21 protein-coding genes are annotated in these 18,307 nt (G+C 41.1%); all 21 read left to right on the forward strand.

Translation table 11 applies throughout. The features are described from left to right. Positions 1-106: 106 nt before the first annotated feature. The 21 genes from ACLNCP_RS09100 (at position 107) to purN (ending at position 18,305) form a co-directional block, all read left to right on the forward strand. Positions 107-1,276, forward strand: a complete 1,170-nt coding sequence (locus tag ACLNCP_RS09100; protein ID WP_424844343.1) for an N-acetylmuramoyl-L-alanine amidase family protein — start codon at positions 107-109, stop codon at positions 1,274-1,276. A gap of 151 nt (positions 1,277-1,427) precedes the next feature. Further along, positions 1,428-1,562, forward strand: a complete 135-nt coding sequence (locus ACLNCP_RS09105; protein ID WP_000425302.1) for a ComC/BlpC family leader-containing pheromone/bacteriocin — start codon at positions 1,428-1,430, stop codon at positions 1,560-1,562. Between the two features lie 505 nt (positions 1,563-2,067). Next, entirely contained in the window at positions 2,068-2,931 is an 864-nt protein-coding gene (locus ACLNCP_RS09110) for a GHKL domain-containing protein (RefSeq protein ID WP_000264921.1), read from the forward strand. Next, positions 2,928-3,659 (forward strand): response regulator transcription factor, encoded by a 732-nt coding sequence (locus tag ACLNCP_RS09115; protein WP_001221869.1) that lies wholly within the window; start codon positions 2,928-2,930, stop codon positions 3,657-3,659. Before ACLNCP_RS09110 ends, ACLNCP_RS09115 begins: the two co-directional genes overlap by 4 nt. 496 nt (positions 3,660-4,155) lie before the next feature. After that, entirely contained in the window at positions 4,156-4,284 is a 129-nt protein-coding gene (locus tag ACLNCP_RS09120) for a smi_0059.1 family bacteriocin-like peptide (protein WP_049499438.1), read from the forward strand. A gap of 10 nt (positions 4,285-4,294) precedes the next feature. After that, the gene (locus ACLNCP_RS09125; protein ID WP_261012060.1) at positions 4,295-4,450 is read left to right on the forward strand and encodes a hypothetical protein; all 156 of its coding nucleotides are present in this window, start codon (positions 4,295-4,297) and stop codon (positions 4,448-4,450) included. A gap of 105 nt (positions 4,451-4,555) precedes the next feature. After that, positions 4,556-4,738 carry a class IIb bacteriocin, lactobin A/cerein 7B family gene (locus tag ACLNCP_RS09130; RefSeq protein ID WP_153199450.1) on the forward strand — a complete coding sequence of 61 codons (183 nt, stop codon included), beginning with the start codon at positions 4,556-4,558 and terminating at the stop codon, positions 4,736-4,738. A 19-nt stretch (positions 4,739-4,757) separates the two neighbouring features. Beyond that, positions 4,758-4,946, forward strand: a complete 189-nt coding sequence (locus ACLNCP_RS09135; protein WP_153199448.1) for a hypothetical protein — start codon at positions 4,758-4,760, stop codon at positions 4,944-4,946. Between the two features lie 32 nt (positions 4,947-4,978). Further along, positions 4,979-5,179 (forward strand): SPPN_00645 family bacteriocin-like peptide, encoded by a 201-nt coding sequence (locus tag ACLNCP_RS09140; protein WP_050207636.1) that lies wholly within the window; start codon positions 4,979-4,981, stop codon positions 5,177-5,179. 90 nt (positions 5,180-5,269) lie between these two features. Beyond that, positions 5,270-5,470 (forward strand): hypothetical protein, encoded by a 201-nt coding sequence (locus ACLNCP_RS09145; protein WP_023940558.1) that lies wholly within the window; start codon positions 5,270-5,272, stop codon positions 5,468-5,470. A gap of 83 nt (positions 5,471-5,553) precedes the next feature. Next, a complete protein-coding gene (locus tag ACLNCP_RS09150) occupies positions 5,554-5,733 on the forward strand; it encodes a hypothetical protein (protein ID WP_247947541.1) in 180 nt (59 codons plus the stop codon). 78 nt (positions 5,734-5,811) lie between these two features. Beyond that, positions 5,812-6,018 (forward strand): hypothetical protein, encoded by a 207-nt coding sequence (locus ACLNCP_RS09155; RefSeq protein ID WP_049544737.1) that lies wholly within the window; start codon positions 5,812-5,814, stop codon positions 6,016-6,018. 389 nt (positions 6,019-6,407) lie between these two features. Continuing rightward, entirely contained in the window at positions 6,408-6,596 is a 189-nt protein-coding gene (locus ACLNCP_RS09160) for a hypothetical protein (protein ID WP_261052088.1), read from the forward strand. A gap of 158 nt (positions 6,597-6,754) precedes the next feature. Continuing rightward, complete coding sequence (gene comA, locus ACLNCP_RS09165) at positions 6,755-8,908, forward strand: peptide cleavage/export ABC transporter ComA (RefSeq protein WP_424844344.1); 2,154 nt, start codon at positions 6,755-6,757, stop codon at positions 8,906-8,908. Between the two features lie 12 nt (positions 8,909-8,920). Beyond that, positions 8,921-10,270: a competence pheromone export protein ComB gene (gene comB, locus ACLNCP_RS09170; RefSeq protein WP_045610806.1), complete on the forward strand. Its 1,350-nt coding sequence runs from the start codon at positions 8,921-8,923 to the stop codon at positions 10,268-10,270. 169 nt (positions 10,271-10,439) lie between these two features. Further along, the gene (purC, locus tag ACLNCP_RS09175) at positions 10,440-11,147 is read left to right on the forward strand and encodes a phosphoribosylaminoimidazolesuccinocarboxamide synthase (protein ID WP_045610807.1); all 708 of its coding nucleotides are present in this window, start codon (positions 10,440-10,442) and stop codon (positions 11,145-11,147) included. Position 11,148: 1 nt separating this feature from the next. After that, positions 11,149-11,292, forward strand: coding sequence for a phosphoribosylaminoimidazolesuccinocarboxamide synthase (locus ACLNCP_RS09180; RefSeq protein ID WP_080890703.1), 144 nt, complete (start codon positions 11,149-11,151; stop codon positions 11,290-11,292). 56 nt (positions 11,293-11,348) lie between these two features. Next, positions 11,349-15,074, forward strand: coding sequence for a phosphoribosylformylglycinamidine synthase (locus ACLNCP_RS09185; RefSeq protein ID WP_424844345.1), 3,726 nt, complete (start codon positions 11,349-11,351; stop codon positions 15,072-15,074). Between the two features lie 12 nt (positions 15,075-15,086). Continuing rightward, positions 15,087-16,529, forward strand: a complete 1,443-nt coding sequence (gene purF / locus ACLNCP_RS09190) for an amidophosphoribosyltransferase (protein ID WP_020903300.1) — start codon at positions 15,087-15,089, stop codon at positions 16,527-16,529. A 205-nt stretch (positions 16,530-16,734) separates the two neighbouring features. Continuing rightward, positions 16,735-17,757, forward strand: a complete 1,023-nt coding sequence (gene purM / locus ACLNCP_RS09195; RefSeq protein ID WP_045610811.1) for a phosphoribosylformylglycinamidine cyclo-ligase — start codon at positions 16,735-16,737, stop codon at positions 17,755-17,757. Then, a complete protein-coding gene (gene purN, locus ACLNCP_RS09200) occupies positions 17,754-18,305 on the forward strand; it encodes a phosphoribosylglycinamide formyltransferase (RefSeq protein WP_045610812.1) in 552 nt (183 codons plus the stop codon). Before purM ends, purN begins: the two co-directional genes overlap by 4 nt. The last annotated feature ends 2 nt before the right edge of the window (positions 18,306-18,307 follow it).

Below are 18,307 nucleotides of genomic sequence, written 5' to 3' on the forward strand. Positions count from 1 at the left end.
CTAATCTTTCACAATATTATTGACTTTGATTATGAAAAGTATTAGAATATAGCTAAATAAAGAGGGGAAACCCTCCTGTAGCTATTCAATAAAGGAGGAAATGGCTATGAAAAAATCTAAACTTCTCACACTTGGTTTGCTTGCAGGCGCTGGTTTACTTTTGACAATCAATCAAGCACAGGCTGCAGATACTTGGGTTAAAAATGGTGCTGACTGGAATCTTTCTCAAGATGGCAGTCTAGTTAAAAATAAATGGGTACAAAATGCTGGTTCTTGGTACCATTTTGACGGTTCTGGTAAAATGCAGACAGGCTGGCTCAAAGACGGCAATACATGGTATTCACTAGCAGATAGTGGCGCTATGCGTACTGGCTGGTACAAGGAAGGTGACACATGGTACTCACTAGCTAATAGTGGTGCTATGCGTACAGGTTGGTACAAAGAAGGATCTACTTGGTACTACCTAAAAGGCAGTGGCGCTATGGCAACAGGATGGGCAACTGCAAATGGTCAATGGTCTTACTTTGAAAAATCAGGTGCTATGGTAGCAGATAGAGCTGTCCCAGCCAGTGATGGGGAAAGTTATGTCATTGGTAAGGATGGCTATCTAGCAAATAGAAAAGATGCTGGATACAATATTCATGATATTGTCAAACTTGGAGATGGGCAAGAATATTTGCTAAATGCTAAAGGTGACGATGTTATTATTGAAAAAAATGCTTGGTATATCAGACCAGAGTTTAAGAAGTTTTCTAATAAATATGGAGATGAGGTTTCAAATACTACCTTAGCTCTGGTAGATAATAAAGACGAAGGACAAGAAATTGATCCTAAGGCAGTTGTACAGAACTTCCAAAACTTACCAAATCGCTACTACTTTGATGAAAATGGACATCGTGTGGTTAATATCCCCGCAATGACCACCTATTCAGAGATTAAAAAAGTTGGCAATGATGTCTATTTAGAAAATCCAGGTGCACGACTTCGTCTTGGAGCTACCAGTTTCACAATCAATAACAATAAACTATACTATTTAGAAAATGAGCAAGGTAAGCTCAAAACAGGTTACTTTGTATTAATTGATGATGGAGCAACCACTACACACCATCATATCCTAGCCTATGCGGGTCAATCTGGTGAAATTCTTAAGATGAAACGCTTGCCATCAGGAGTTTCAGATTATCTTGATAAAGAAATTGATGGTTTATATGGTGAAAAAATTAAAATTGAATCTCCACACTCAAACGAATATTATAAAGTGGTTGTGGTTAAATAAAAATAATATCTTCACAACTAATTATTAACACTCTAACCAATATACCATTTTCAGGAGGCTTTAGATTTCTTGTATTTTAAAAGGAAACTAAAGCCTTTTGTGGATTTATAAGGGGTTAGAGAGGATATAAAAGTATGAAAAGGAGTCTGTCATGGAAATGAAAAATACATTTGTAGAATTAGAACAATTTGAAGAGTTAACCCCAGAGGTATTGGAGGAAGTGAATGGTGGAGGGATTTTTGAAGATATTTACCATTGGCTACATCTACTCCCAGATCCAAGATAGTATTTTGATTAAAATGTGTTAACTAAACAGATTTATGATTATATTACTTGAATTTTTAGTGTTTATATTGATTTTAATCAATATTTTAGCTCCTCCGATTTATCTAGGTAGTCAACTCTCTAAAGCATTTTATGACAAACGCTCTATATTTCTTTGGGTAGTTTTTCATCTATTTGCTACCTTCGTTTTTCCGAGTTTCTTGCATGTTGCCAATTTATTATTCTTTTATATAATATTTTGGATTGTGTTAAAGAAAAAGAAGAAGGAAGCTCTCTTTCTTGCCCTTTATCTATTTATGTTTTATCAAAGTATTCGATATTTGGTTTTGACATTTATAATACGATTGATATTTGACTACTCTGAACTATCTGATTTCTTGCATAGTGGATTTGATTCTGTATTTAGTTTGATTTCGTTGTTTTTGTCTGTTGTCATTTTAAGACGATGGGGAATTGATTTCAATATATTATTTTTAGATAAATTTCAATCGTTAGTGACGAAAAGTATGTGGATCTTATCCTTATTGTTTGGTTTCAGACTGTTTTCATCCATCATGTCTGGAGGATGTAATCCTTTCTACGTTCGATTTGATACGACCATTTCTCTCCTGATTTTCATCCTATTTTTCTCTTGGCTCTTTTACATTAAGCATTTGGAGCAGGTTTATCGTGATGAGCAGACCATTCAGAGACAAGAAGATGAAAATCGTTCCTTGCAAGGGATGGTGGATAAGCTGGGTCATCTCTATGATGAAGTTCGAGGTTTCCGTCATGATTTTGCAGGGATTGTCGCTAGCATGGAGCCTGCCATAGCCAATCAAGACATGGCCGAGGTGTCTACCATTTATCAAGATGTCTTTCTAAAGACCAATGAAAAGCTGAGAAAGGCGGACTACACAGCCTTTAATCTTCACAATATCCATGATATAGCCATTCGTAATACCTTGGCAAAAGCCATGATTGTGGCAGATAATCAGGGAATTCATTTTAGTTTGGAGACGGTGGGGGTTGTCGAAGAGCTGGCATTGCCGATGTTGGAGGCTATTCGGATCCTCTCTATCCTTACGACAAATGCCTTGGAAGCAGCCAGTGAGGCTGAAAATCCGCAGATTCGGGTTGCTTTGTTGGCAGGTGATAGAAGTGTCCGTTTTATCATTGAAAACACTCGTAAGAAAGAAGAACTGAATCCCAGCATTCTCAGTCAAAAGGGGTATTCGACCAAGGGTAACCACAGTGGACTGGGCTTAGCGACCTTGGAGGATATGGTTTTTCATTATGATTTAAACTTAGATACCCAGCTAGGAGAGACGACTTTTAGACAAGATTTAGAATTGCCATTTAAGGATGAGAAACGAGGGGGAGAGGAATGAGAATTTTAGTTTTGGAAGACGATAGAGTCCAGCAAGGACGGATAGAGCAGACTTTACTAGATATTGGTCGCTCTCGCAATTTAAGATTGGAAATTGATATTGCCAAAAACTATGGGGACGTTGAAAAGTATTCTCAGTATTTTGACCATTATCAGCTCTATTTATTAGATTTAGAGATTGATGGAGAGCGTGAACGGGGCTTTCAGGTTGCTCAACAGGTTCGGGAGCGAGATCCCTTTACAAGCATTGTCTTTGTGTCCACTCACTCGGAGGCCTTGCCTCTAGCTTTTCGCTATCACTTGTCTGCCTTGGATTTTATTTCCAAGGATCAGCCAGAGGAAGATTACCGTCATCAGTTGGAGCGCTGTCTGGACTATGTACTGGCAGTGGACAAGAGGGAAAATATGCGTCTCTTCACCTATAGTTTTGAGGGAAGACGTGGCTTTACTCTGCCCTACCATGAAATTTTAGCCTTTGAAACCTCAGTGGAATCCCACCGTATCAAGGTTTATTATGCCAATCATTCTATCAAGACCATTTATGGCAGTCTCAAGGATATCGCTGCCAAGGCTGAAAAAGATTACTTTGTCTATGCCAATCGCAATACTTTAGTCAGTTTACAGGCAATTGAAGAGATGACTGCCACAGAAGTGACCTTGTTAGAAGGCTTGCATTTCCCCGTATCACGAACAGCCAGAAGAACCCTAAAAAAACATCTCAATGTCTAATATCTGTTAGACTTGGATGAGTTTATCAATAAGAATGTCGGAAAATTTTCTGATATTCTTATTTTTTTGACTTCTTTTTCGAATAGATAAGTAAGAGGAAACAGAAAGGAGTTTGCTTCATGTATCTACCAATTTTCTATTCATGGTACATTAAATTATTTTTCAAATAAATTTAATTTAGTTGTACATTTTCGAAATTTTTTTCGAATAGATAAGTAAGAGGAAACAGAAAGGAGTCTGGTTTATGTATCTACCAATCTTGTATCCGTGGTTCATTAAATTATTTTTTAAATAAAATTTAATTTAGTTGTACATTTTCGAAATTTTTTTCGAATAGATAAGTAAGAGGAAACAGAAAGGAGCCTGGTTTATGTATCTACCAATCTTGTATCCGTGGTTTATTAAGTTATTTTTTAAATGAAATTTAATTTAGTTGTTCATTTTCGAAAATTTTTTTCGAATAGATAAGTGAGAGGAAAAAGAAAGGAATAAAATAATGAAAGAACATTATTATGGATTTGTTGAGCTGACTTCGGAAGAATTGACCGATATTCAAGGTGGAGAAAATTGGACGAAGACACTTGCAGATTGGTACGTTGGATTTCGTAGAGGTTTAGGTTTTTAGGGGATAAGCGATGAATGAAATGAATGATAAGTGTACTATTGAAGTATTAAAGGAAAGCGACTTAGCCTTGCTGGTGGGTGGTAGCAAGGAAAGTTATCAACGGGGTTTAATTACAGGTCTATTGTTACGTAGTGTATTTATTGGAACTCCATTTTTTAGAAGATAAGATTTAGAGAGTAAAGTTTATCTACAACAATGAATGGCATATATGAAAAATGAAACACAAATAACTACCTTCTTCAATCGTTAATAATCAAAAAAGGAGAATAAGATGGAACAAATTAAAAATATGGAAGATAGTTTTCATGTAATGAGTCATGAGGAATTGGCCGATGTAGAAGGAGGCTTGTTGTTTGGTCTGGTAGTAGTTGGAGGAGTCGCAATTGCAGGAACATTTTTATTGGGTGCGGTAGATGGTGCTTCAGGAGTACATGCTAAGCGTCGTGGACGTTAATAGGGAAGGAAGAGCGCCAATGGAACGCATAATAGAAAGTTGGATTACTAGGGTAGAGAATTTTTACAGTTTGCAGTCAATTCCTGTAAAAGTATTAATTTTCATAGTTGGAGTAGTTGGGATTTATGCTTTAGGGACATTAATTTTAGGTCCTATTTATTGGGCAGGCCAGAAGTTTGGCGAAACAATTTACAATTATTTGTTTTAATAAAAAATTATAGATAAAGAGGAACAAATACAATGAATATGATAAAAATTGAAGAAAGATTTACAAGTCTCACAGAAAAAGATTTAGCAACAGTAGAGGGCGGTCGAGTGTCATGGAGAGGTAATATTAACATCGATGTCCATAAAGTGATTGATAGTACGGGAAGATTTTTCGGTGGTATCTATAATGCTGGTAGAGCATTTGGGCGAAATGTTTACAATGCATTTTATTAATATAGTTTATTAAAATTGACATCATATATTATATTTTTGAATTCTTTTTCGAATAGACCATAATCTGATTGTAGTCAGAGAGGCATTTCTATGTTTTTAAAAAAAGAAGTGATATTATTAGGGGTATTGTTATCGCTACGTATTATTTTTACTATCGTTCAAATTTTAATTGACTATAAAATATTATCAGGACAGTATAGTGTAAATTTTATGGATATTTCAGAAGTATTTACTTATCCAATACTCATTTTAATCATTTACATAGCAATAAAATATAATACAAAGGAGTAATGACGAACATGAATCAAAAGGATTTGGTGCATGTGAATGGCAGCGTTTTTCCGCCATTCTTGTCAGGTAAATAGGAGTCTAACATGAAAACATTTTTATTAGGTTTTGCTGAGGGGTATTTTATCGTATCGCTCATAATCTACATCGCAACGTATTTGATTTTGAGAAATCCAACCAATACCCTATTTTATCCAGAAATTTACCCTGTTTTATTTGGGCTCTTTTATCTAGGATATAAGGCCAATAAAAAGCAAGTAGAGTGAGCAGTTAAGAATGACTTGTTAGTCTTCGCTGAAAATGGTTAGAGTAGAATCTAAGAATGCACCACATTGGAGTTTAATATGAAATTCGTTAAATCAGTATTGAAAGTTTTGCCTGAAATCATGGTATTACTTAGTTCAATGTCTTATATCATCATCAGATTAGTGGCTGACATAAATAAAGTATCTTTACCTACTTGGTTTGATAATTTTAATATACCCACGGTTGCATTATTTATGATGGTCTTCATTCTTTTATACAGAAGTAAAGAAAAAAAGAATAGATAGATTTGAAGCGGTAGACGCTCTATAGGGAATAGGTGTCTTATAGTAACGAATCAAAAAAAAGGAGTAACTATGAATCGTAATTTAGAACGGTGTTATCTATTCTGACTAGGAATAGATTATACCAGAGGTGGCTTAGAAATAGCAGGGACATTAGTAATTGAAGTAATGAATAGGATGTTGTAAATGTTACTACCAATGATTTATTTGTCCCAAGCTTGCCTAGGGTGTCAGTAAAAACATCATTTTCCTTTCAATAGCATATTTTTAGTAGGTAGGACGTTTGTTCTGCCTATTTTTTGCCAAAAAAGTGTAGTTGAGCTGTTTATTTGGAGTTTTACATGTATTTTTTGATAAAATAGGTATAGAAATTAGGAGAGTTGAAGAAAAAAATGAATAAGATTTTAAAATATTTTTTAGTATTTGTTTTTTTATTTTTAATGAATATTTTCATCTTTAAGATACTAGCAACTCTGGGATTTCAGCTGACAATGAGTGAAAAGAGTTATATTGTACCACCTCTGTTTTCGATTATCGTTTTATACATGATTGACAAAAGAATTGGGAAGAAAAATAAATAAATATATATTTTAGGTAGGACGTTTGTTCTGCCTATTTTTTTATCCCAAAAGTGCAGTTGGGAGGTAGATAGGCGCATTTGGGGAAGAAGTCCAGTTTTTGTTTGGGAATTGGGGTAAGATAGATATTATCAGATGAGTTTAGGAAAAAGGAGATGAATATGAAATTTGGGAAACGTCACTATCGTCCGCAGGTGGATCAGATGGACTGCGGTGTAGCTTCATTAGCCATGGTTTTTGGCTACTATGGTAGCTATTATTCTTTGGCTCACTTGCGAGAATTGGCCAAGACGACCATGGATGGGACGACGGCTTTGGGCTTGGTCAAGGTGGCAGAGGAGATTGGCTTTGAGACGCGAGCGATCAAGGCGGATATGACACTCTTTGACTTGCCAGATTTGACTTTTCCTTTTGTTGCCCATGTGCTTAAGGAAGGGAAATTGCTCCACTACTATGTGGTGACTGGGCAGGATAAGGATAGCATTCATATTGCTGATCCAGATCCTGGGGTGAAGTTGACTAAACTGCCACGTGAGCGTTTTGCGGAAGAATGGACAGGAGTGACTCTTTTTATGGCACCGAGTCCAGACTATAAGCCTCATAAGGATCAAAAGAATGGTCTGCTCTCTTTTATCCCTATATTAGTGAAGCAGCGTGGCTTGATTGCTAATATCGTTTTGGCGACCCTCTTGGTGACCTTGATTAACATTGTGGGTTCTTATTATCTGCAGTCTATCATTGATACCTATGTGCCAGATCAGATGCGTTCGACGCTGGGGATTATTTCTATTGGTTTGGTCATTGTTTATATTCTCCAGCAGATCTTGTCTTATGCTCAGGAGTATCTCTTACTTGTTTTGGGGCAACGCTTGTCTATTGATGTGATTTTGTCCTATATCAAGCATGTTTTTCACCTGCCTATGTCCTTTTTTGCGACACGCAGGACAGGGGAAATCGTGTCTCGTTTCACGGATGCTAATAGTATCATCGATGCGCTGGCTTCGACCATTCTTTCGATTTTCCTAGATGTGTCAACGGTTGTCATTATTTCCCTTGTTTTATTTTCGCAAAATACCAATCTCTTTTTCATGACCTTATTGGCACTACCTATCTACACAGTGATTATCTTTGCTTTTATGAAGCCGTTTGAAAAGATGAATCGGGATACCATGGAAGCCAATGCGGTTCTGTCTTCTTCTATCATTGAGGACATCAATGGTATTGAAACTATCAAGTCCTTGACCAGTGAGAGTCAGCGTTACCAAAAAATTGACAAGGAATTTGTGGATTATCTGAAAAAATCCTTTACCTATAGTCGAGCAGAGAGTCAGCAAAAGGCTCTGAAAAAAGTTGCCCATCTCTTGCTCAATGTCGGCATTCTCTGGATGGGGGCTGTTCTGGTCATGGATGGCAAGATGAGTTTGGGGCAGTTGATTACCTATAATACCTTGCTAGTTTACTTTACAAATCCTTTGGAAAATATCATCAACCTGCAAACCAAACTTCAGACAGCGCAGGTCGCCAATAACCGTCTGAATGAGGTTTATCTGGTAGCTTCTGAGTTTGAGGAGAAGAAAACAGTTGGGGATCTGAGCTTGATGAAGGGAGAGATGACTTTCAAGCAGGTTTACTATAAGTATGGCTATGGTCGAGACGTCTTGTCGGATATCAATTTGACTATTCCGCAGGGTTCTAAGGTGGCTTTTGTGGGAATTTCAGGGTCAGGTAAGACGACCTTGGCCAAGATGATGGTTAATTTTTACGACCCAAGTCAGGGAGAGATTAGTCTGGGTGGTGTCAATCTCAATCAGATTGATAAAAAGACTCTGCGCCAGTATATTAACTATCTGCCTCAACAGCCCTATGTCTTTAACGGAACGATTTTGGAGAATCTTCTCCTTGGAGCCAAGGAAGGGACGACTCAAAAGGATATCTTACGGGCGGTCGAATTGGCAGAGATTCGGGAGGACATTGAGCGCATGCCACTGAATTACCAGACAGAATTGACTTCGGATGGGGCAGGGATCTCAGGTGGTCAACGTCAGAGAATTGCTCTGGCGCGTGCTCTCTTGACAGATGCGCCGGTCTTGATTTTGGATGAGGCAACTAGCAGTTTGGATATTTTAACAGAGAAGCGGATTGTCGATAATCTCATGGCTTTAGACAAGACCTTGATTTTCATTGCTCACCGCTTGACCATTGCAGAGCGGACAGAGAAGGTGGTTGTTTTGGATCAGGGCAAGATTGTTGAAGAAGGAAAACATGCTGATTTGCTTGCACAGGGTGGTTTTTACGCACATTTGGTGAATAGCTAGAAAGAGGAGAGAATGAAACCAGAATTTTTAGAAAGTGCGGAGTTTTATAATCGTCGTTACCATAATTTTTCCAGTCGGGTGATTGTCCCCATGTCCCTTCTGCTCGTGTTTTTACTTGGCTTTGCAATATTTGCAGAGAAGGAGATGAGTTTGTCTACTAGAGCTACTGTCGAGCCTAGTCGTATCCTTGCAAATATCCAGTCAACTAGCAATAATCGCATTCTTGTTAATCATTTGGAAGAAAATAAGCTGGTTAAAAAGGGAGAACTGTTGGTTCAATATCAAGAAGGGGCAGAGGGTGTCCAAGCGGAGGCCTATGCTAGTCAGTTGGACATGCTCAAGGATCAAAAAAAGCAATTGGAGTATTTGCAAAAGAGTCTGCAAGAAGGGGAGAACCACTTTCCAGAGGAGGATAAGTTTGGCTACCAAGCCACCTTTCGCGACTATCTCAGCCAAGCGGCTAGTCTTAGGGCTAGTACATCGCAACAAAATGAGACCATCGCGTCCCAGAATGCAGCAGCTAGTCAAACCCAAGCCGAAATCGGCAATCTCATCAGGCAAACAGAAGCTAAAATTCGCGATTACCAGACAGCTAAGTCAGCTATTGAAACAGGTGCTTCCTTGGCCAGTCAGAATCTAGCCTACTCTCTCTACCAGTCCTACAAGTCTCAGGGCGAGGAAAATCCGCAAGCTAAATCTCAGGCTGTTGCGCAGGTTGAAGCGCAGCTTTCTCAGTTAGAATCTAGTCTTGCTACTTACCGTGTTCAGTATGCAGGTTCAGGTACCCAGCAAGCCTATGCGTCAGGCTTAAGCAATCAATTAGAGTCCCTTAAATCCCAACATTTGGCTAAGGTCGGTCAGGAATTGACCCTTCTAGACCAGAAAATCTTGGAGGCAGAGTCAGGTAAGAAGGTACAGGGAAATCTTTTAGACAAGGGGAAAATTACGGCGAGTGAGGATGGGGTGCTTCATCTTAATCCTGAGACCAGTGATTCTACCATGGTAGCAGAAGGTACCCTACTAGCCCAACTCTATCCGTCCTTGGAAAAAGAAGGGAAAGCCAAACTAACAGCTTATCTTAGTTCAAAGGATGTAGCAAGGATCAAGGTCGGTGATTCTGTTCGCTATACGACGACTCATGATGCCAAGAATCAACTTTTCCTAGATTCTACTATTACAAGTATTGATGCGACAGCTACTAAGACTGAAAAAGGGAATTTCTTTAAAATCGAGGCGGAGACTAATCTAACTTCGGAGCAGGCTGAAAAACTTCGATATGGGGTGGAAGGTCGCCTGCAGATGATTACGGGCAAGAAAAGTTACCTACGTTATTATTTGGATCAATTTTTGAACAAAGAGTAATGTTCGTATTTTTAGAGTTAAATGATTTTAAAACTGTGAGAAAGATCCTTCTTGCAGTTTTTTCTTTATGATTTTTGAGGTTGATACGTTATTTATTCGGTTAAATTCTTGTAATTTTAGGTTTTTTATGGTAGAATGTGCTCAAGTAATACGAAAGGCGAACTTTAAAATGTCAAAACAATTGATCTATTCGGGAAAAGCTAAAGATATCTATACAACTGAGGATGAAAATCTTATTATTTCAACTTACAAGGACCAGGCGACTGCTTTCAATGGTGTCAAGAAGGAGCAGATTGCAGGTAAGGGAGTGTTGAATAATCAGATTTCATCTTTTATTTTTGAGAAATTAAATGCGGCTGGTGTGGCGACTCACTTTGTGGAGAAGCTTTCGGACACGGAACAACTCAATAAAAATGTTAAGATTATTCCTTTGGAAGTTGTGCTCCGCAACTATACTGCTGGTTCCTTTTCAAAACGTTTTGGCGTAGACGAAGGAATCGCCTTGGAGACTCCGATTGTCGAATTTTACTACAAAAATGATGATTTGGATGATCCATTTATCAATGATGAGCATGTGAAATTCCTACAGATTGCCGATGATCAGCAGATTGCCTACTTGAAGGAAGAAACTCGTCGTATCAATGAACTTTTGAAGGTCTGGTTTGCTGAGATTGGGCTTAAGTTGATTGACTTTAAGCTAGAGTTCGGTTTTGACAAGGATGGCAAGATTATCTTGGCAGATGAATTTTCACCAGATAACTGCCGTTTGTGGGATGCGGATGGCAACCACATGGATAAGGATGTTTTCCGTAGAGGATTGGGAGAACTAACAGATGTTTACGAGATCGTCTGGGAAAAGTTGCAGGGGTTGAAATAATCTGTTTGCAACGGAAAACCTTCGTCTCTCAACTAAAAGGACTCAGGCTGAAAAGGTCCCCCAGACCTTTTCACTCCGTAGGGGATTAGGAGAACTAACAGACGTTTACGAAGTTGTCTGGGAGAAGTTGCAGGAATTGAAATAACAGCCTCAAGGCTGTTTAGGAATATTGCAAGAGCTGAAAAAAAGGAATAAGGATTGATGGATAAACGTATTTTTGTTGAAAAAAAGGCTGATTTTCAGGTCAAGTCAGAGAGTTTGGTTAGAGAACTCCAGCACAACTTGGGACTTTCAAGTTTGAAAAGTATTCGTATTGTGCAAGTGTATGATGTATTTGATTTGGCAGAGGACTTGTTTGCGCCTGCGGAGAAACACATCTTCTCTGAGCAGGTGACGGATCATGTCTTGGATGAAGCGGCCGTGCAGGCGGATCTTGCCAACTATGCTTTCTTTGCCATTGAAAGCCTGCCTGGGCAATTTGATCAGCGTGCGGCTTCTTCACAGGAAGCCTTGCTTTTACTGGGAAGTTCGAGTGATGTAACAGTCAACACAGCCCAACTGTACTTGGTCAATAAAGATATTGATGCGACGGAGTTAGAAGCAGTCAAAAACTACTTGCTCAATCCAGTTGATTCTCGTTTCAAGGACATCACGACAGGGGTTGCCAAGCAGGAATTTTCAGAGTCGGACAAGACCATTCCCAAATTGACTTTCTTTGAAAGCTATACAGCAGAAGACTTTGCCCGCTACAAGGCCGAGCAAGGGATGGCTATGGAAGTGGATGATTTGCTCTTTATCCAAGACTACTTCAAGTCAATCGGGCGCGTGCCGACGGAAACAGAGCTCAAAGTTTTGGACACTTACTGGTCTGACCACTGCCGTCACACAACATTCGAGACTGAGTTGAAAAACATTGATTTTTCAGCTTCTAAATTCCAAAAACAATTGCAGTCAACATATGACAAGTATATTGCCATGCGTGATGAGTTGGGGCGTTCTGAAAAACCGCAAACCTTGATGGATATGGCGACTATTTTCGGTCGTTATGAGCGTATCAATGGTCGTTTGGATGACATGGAAGTGTCAGACGAAATCAATGCTTGTTCGGTCGAGATCGAAGTGGACGTTGATGGTGTCAAGGAACCTTGGCTCCTCATGTTCAAGAATGAAACCCACAACCACCCGACAGAAATCGAACCATTTGGTGGTGCTGCAACCTGTATCGGTGGTGCCATTCGTGACCCATTGTCAGGTCGTTCATATGTCTACCAAGCCATGCGTATCTCAGGTGCTGGTGATATTACAGCGCCGATTTCGGAAACGCGTGCTGGGAAATTGCCACAACAGGTCATTTCTAAGACAGCGGCTCACGGTTATTCTTCGTATGGGAACCAGATTGGGCTTGCGACGACCTACGTTCGTGAATATTTCCACTCAGGCTTTGTAGCTAAACGCATGGAGCTAGGTGCTGTTGTCGGTGCTGCTCCTAAGGGCAATGTTGTCCGTGAAAAACCGGAAGCGGGTGATGTCATTATCCTTCTTGGAGGTAAGACTGGACGTGATGGTGTCGGTGGTGCGACGGGCTCTTCTAAGGTTCAAACGCTTGAGTCTGTGGAAACTGCTGGAGCTGAAGTTCAAAAAGGGAATGCTATCGAAGAACGCAAGATTCAACGTCTGTTCCGTAATGGCGATGTGACTCGCCTTATCAAAAAATCAAATGATTTTGGCGCTGGTGGTGTCTGTGTGGCTATCGGTGAATTGGCAGACGGTCTTGAAATCGACCTCAACAAGGTTCCTCTTAAATACCAAGGCTTGAATGGCACCGAAATTGCAATCTCTGAATCACAAGAACGGATGGCGGTCGTGGTTCGTCCTGAGGATGTAGATGCCTTCGTTGCGGAATGTAACAAAGAAAATATTGATGCTGTTGTGGTTGCGACAGTGACTGAAAAACCAAATCTGGTTATGCATTGGAATGGTGAGACAATTGTGGACTTGGAGCGTCGTTTCCTTGATACAAACGGTGTGCGCGTGGTCGTTGATGCAAAGGTTGTGGACAAGGATGTCAAACTTCCAGAAGAACGTCAAACATCTGCTAACACACTTGAAGCAGATACTCTTACGGTTCTATCTGACCTCAACCATGCGAGTCAAAAAGGATTACAGACTATCTTTGACTGCTCTGTTGGACGCTCAACGGTTAATCACCCACTTGGTGGTCGTTACCAACTCACACCAACTGAGGCATCTGTGCAGAAATTACCAGTTCAACACGGTGTGACTCATACTGCGTCAGTCATGGCTCAAGGATTCAACCCATATGTAGCTGAATGGTCTCCATACCACGGTGCTGCCTATGCGGTGATCGAAGCAACTGCTCGTTTGGTTGCTGCTGGTGCCAACTGGTCTAAGGCTCGTTTCTCTTACCAAGAGTATTTCGAGCGCATGGATAAACAAGCTGAGCGTTTTGGTCAGCCAGTAGCAGCTCTTCTAGGCTCTATCGAAGCACAAATCCAACTTGGTTTGCCATCTATCGGTGGTAAGGACTCCATGTCTGGTACTTTTGAAGAATTGACGGTGCCACCAACCTTGGTTGCTTTTGGAGTGACAACAGCAGATAGCCGTAAGGTGCTCTCTCCAGAATTTAAAGTTGCTGGGGAAAACATCTACTACATCCCAGGTCAAGCTCTTGCTGCAGAGATTGATTTTGCCTTAATTAAGAAAAACTTTGCTCAGTTTGAAGCCCTTCAAAAGGCTTACAAAGTAACAGCAGCTTCAGCTGTTAAATACGGTGGTGTGCTTGAAAGTTTGGCACTTGCTACTTTTGGAAATCATATTGGTGCAGAGGTGACCTTGCCTGAACTTGAAACGGCTTTGACAGCTCAATTAGGTGGATTTGTCTTTACCTCTCCTGAAGAAATTGCAGGAGTAGAGAAAATCGGTCAAACAAGTGCAGACTTTACACTTCTTGTCAACGGTGTGAAGCTAGATGGACACAAACTTGACAATGCCTTCCAAGGAAAACTGGAAGAAGTTTACCCAACAGAATTTGCCCAAGCCAAAGAACTAGCTGAAGTACCAGCTGTGGCATCAGATGTTGTGATTAAAGCAAAAGAAAAGGTTGAAAAACCTGTGGTTTATATCCCAGTCTTCCCGGGCACCAACTCGGAATATGACTCAGCCAAGGCCTTCGAAAAAGAAGGTGCAGAGGTCAACTTGGTGCCATTTGTGACCTTGAATGAAGAGGCTATTGTCAAGTCAGTTGAAACCATGGTTGACAACATCGGCAAGGCTAACATTCTCTTCTTTGCAGGTGGTTTCTCAGCTGCGGACGAGCCAGATGGTTCAGCTAAGTTTATCGTCAACATCCTTCTCAATGAAAAAGTCCGTGTGGCTATTGATAGCTTTATCGCCCGTGGTGGCTTGATTATCGGTATCTGTAATGGATTCCAGGCCTTGGTCAAATCAGGTCTTCTTCCATACGGGAACTTTGAAGATGCCAAAAGTACGAGCCCAACCCTCTTCTACAATGATGCCAACCAACACGTGGCCAAGATGGTAGAAACTCGGATTGCCAATACCAACTCGCCATGGTTGGCTGGGGTGCAAGTGGGTGATATCCACGCTATTCCTGTTTCACACGGTGAAGGGAAGTTTGTCGTGACGGCTGAGGAATTCGCTGAACTCCGTGACAATGGACAAATTTTCAGCCAATATGTTGATTTTGATGGAAAACCAAGTATGGATTCTAAGTATAATCCGAATGGTTCTGTCCATGCCATCGAAGGAATTACCAGCAAGAACGGCCAAATCATCGGTAAGATGGGACACTCAGAACGTTATGAAGACGGTCTTTTCCAAAATATCCCAGGAAATAAAGACCAGCACCTGTTTGCGTCAGCTGTGCGTTATTTCACAGGGAAATAAAAGGTATAAAAAATGACATACGAAGTAAAATCTCTTAATGAAGAATGTGGTGTTTTCGGTATCTGGGGGCATCCAGATGCAGCCAAATTGACCTATTTTGGTCTACACAGTCTTCAGCACCGTGGTCAGGAGGGGGCAGGAATCCTCTCCAATGACCAAGGAAAACTAAAGCGCCATCGTGACATGGGACTTTTATCAGAAGTGTTCAGAAATCCTGCTAACTTAGATAAATTGACAGGAACTGGTGCGATTGGGCATGTGCGTTATGCGACTGCTGGCGAAGCTTCTGTAGATAACATCCAGCCCTTCCTCTTCCGTTTTCATGATATGCAGTTTGGCTTGGCTCATAATGGAAATCTGACCAATGCAGCCTCTCTCAAGAAAGAACTGGAACAAAGAGGAGCGATTTTCAGTGCGACTTCGGACTCGGAAATCTTGGCTCATCTCATTCGTCGGAGTCATAATCCGAACTTAATGGGAAAAATCAAGGAAGCGCTCAGCCTTGTCAAAGGTGGCTTTGCTTATATCTTGCTATTTGAAGATAAGTTGATTGCGGCTCTTGACCCCAATGGTTTCCGTCCGCTTTCTATCGGGAAAATGGCCAACGGAGCAGTAGTCGTTTCCTCTGAAACCTGTGCTTTTGAGGTTATTGGTGCAGAGTGGATTCGTGATTTGAAGCCAGGTGAGATTGTGATCATTGATGACAAGGGCATCCAGTATGATAGCTATACGGATGATACTCAGCTCGCGATTTGTTCTATGGAGTATATCTATTTTGCCCGCCCGGATTCTAATATCCACGGTGTCAATGTCCATACGGCTCGCAAACGTATGGGTGCCCAATTGGCGCGTGAATTCAAGCATGAGGCGGATATCGTGGTCGGTGTGCCCAATTCTTCCCTCAGCGCGGCTATGGGATTTGCGGAAGAGTCCGGGCTACCAAATGAAATGGGCCTCATCAAGAACCAATACACCCAACGTACCTTTATCCAACCGACTCAAGAATTGCGGGAGCAAGGGGTACGGATGAAACTATCTGCTGTTTCTGGCGTTGTAAAAGGCAAGCGTGTTGTTATGATTGATGACTCTATTGTACGTGGAACAACCTCTCGTCGGATCGTTCAGCTCTTGAAAGAAGCGGGTGCGACTGAGGTTCACGTTGCCATTGGTAGTCCAGCGCTAGCTTATCCATGCTTCTACGGGATTGATATCCAAACCCGTCAGGAACTAATTGCGGCCAATCATACGGTTGAAGAAACTCGCCAAATCATTGGTGCGGACAGTCTGACCTATCTGTCTGTTGAAGGTTTGATTGAGTCAATTGGTATTGAAACGGATGCGCCAAATGGTGGTCTCTGTGTCGCTTACTTTGACGGTGATTACCCAACACCTCTATATGACTACGAAGAAGACTATCGTAGAAGTTTGGAAGAAAAGACCAGTTTTTACAAATAGACAATAGATCCTCCATTAAAGAAAGGGAATATAAAAATGCTTATGCTTCACGTCTCACCACTGACTAAAAGCTATAGCATTTGTCAGTAGACGCTTTCTCCTATGGAACCAAAGCTAGAGACCTGACTAGTATTTTTAGATAAAATAATTGTTTATCTAAAAATACGTCGCAGTCTTTCCCCAAAAAAAGAAAAGGAATAAATAGATGACAAATAAAAATGCATACGCTCAATCGGGCGTGGATGTTGAAGCGGGTTATGAAGTTGTTGAACGGATTAAAAAGCACGTGGCTCGTACGGAGCGTGCAGGTGTCATGGGAGCTCTTGGTGGCTTTGGTGGTATGTTTGACCTTTCAAAGACTGGGGTTAAAGAACCCGTCTTGATTTCAGGAACTGATGGTGTCGGAACCAAGCTCATGCTGGCTATCAAGTACGACAAGCACGATACCATCGGTCAGGACTGTGTGGCCATGTGTGTCAATGATATCATTGCTGCAGGTGCGGAGCCCCTCTATTTCCTTGACTATGTAGCGACAGGGAAGAATGAACCAGCTAAGCTAGAGCAAGTCGTTGCTGGTGTGGCAGAAGGTTGTGTGCAGGCAGGCGCTGCCCTCATTGGTGGGGAAACAGCTGAAATGCCGGGCATGTACGGCGAAGATGACTATGACTTGGCTGGTTTTGCAGTTGGTGTGGCTGAAAAATCTCAAATCATTGACGGCTCAAAGGTGTCTGAAGGAGATGTTCTTCTTGGACTTGCTTCAAGTGGGATTCACTCCAATGGTTACTCTCTCGTCCGTCGTGTTTTTGCGGACTACACAGGTGAGGAAGTCTTGCCAGAATTGGAAGGAAAGAAACTCAAGGAAGTTCTTCTTGAGCCGACTCGTATCTATGTCAAGGCTGTATTACCACTCATCAAGGAAGGGTTGGTCAACGGCATTGCCCACATCACTGGTGGTGGCTTTATCGAAAATGTCCCTCGTATGTTTGCAGATGACCTAGCTGCTGAGATTGAAGAAGACAAGGTTCCCGTGCTTCCAATTTTCAAAGCCCTTGAAAAATACGGTCAGATCAAACATGAAGAAATGTTTGAAATCTTCAATATGGGTGTGGGGCTTATGCTGGCAGTTAGCCCTGAAAATGTAAGTCGTGTCAAGGAATTGTTGGATGAACCAGTCTATGAAATTGGTCGCATCGTCAAGAAAGAAAACGAAAGTGTCATCATCAAATGAAAAAAATAGCGGTTTTTGCCTCTGGTAATGGCTCAAATTTTCAGGTGATAGCGGAACAATTTCCAGTAGAGTTTGTCTTTTCAGACCATCGTGACGCCTATGTGCTCGAACGTGCAGACAAGCTCGGCGTTCTGTCCTATGCTTTTGAACTCAAGGAGTTTGAGAGCAAAGCAGACTACGAAGCAGCCATTGTCGAACTCTTGGAAGAGCACCAGATTGACTTGGTTTGTCTAGCAGGCTACATGAAAATTGTTGGGCCAACCTTATTGGCGGCTTATGAAGGTCGGATTATCAACATTCATCCAGCCTACTTGCCAGAATTTCCAGGAGCTCATGGGATTGAGGATGCTTGGAATGCTGGCGTTGCTGAGAGCGGCGTGACCATTCATTGGGTGGATTCAGGCGTGGATACAGGAAAGGTTATCAAACAAGTGCGTGTGCCACGACTAGCTGATGATACGATTGACAGTTTTGAAACTCGCATTCATGAGGCAGAGTACAAGTTGTATCCGGAGGTGCTGGATAGTTTGGGAGTAGGGAGAAGATAAGA

The sequence above is a fragment of the Streptococcus sp. CL6.35 genome (genome assembly GCF_049737915.1).
Classification (GTDB): domain Bacteria; phylum Bacillota; class Bacilli; order Lactobacillales; family Streptococcaceae; genus Streptococcus.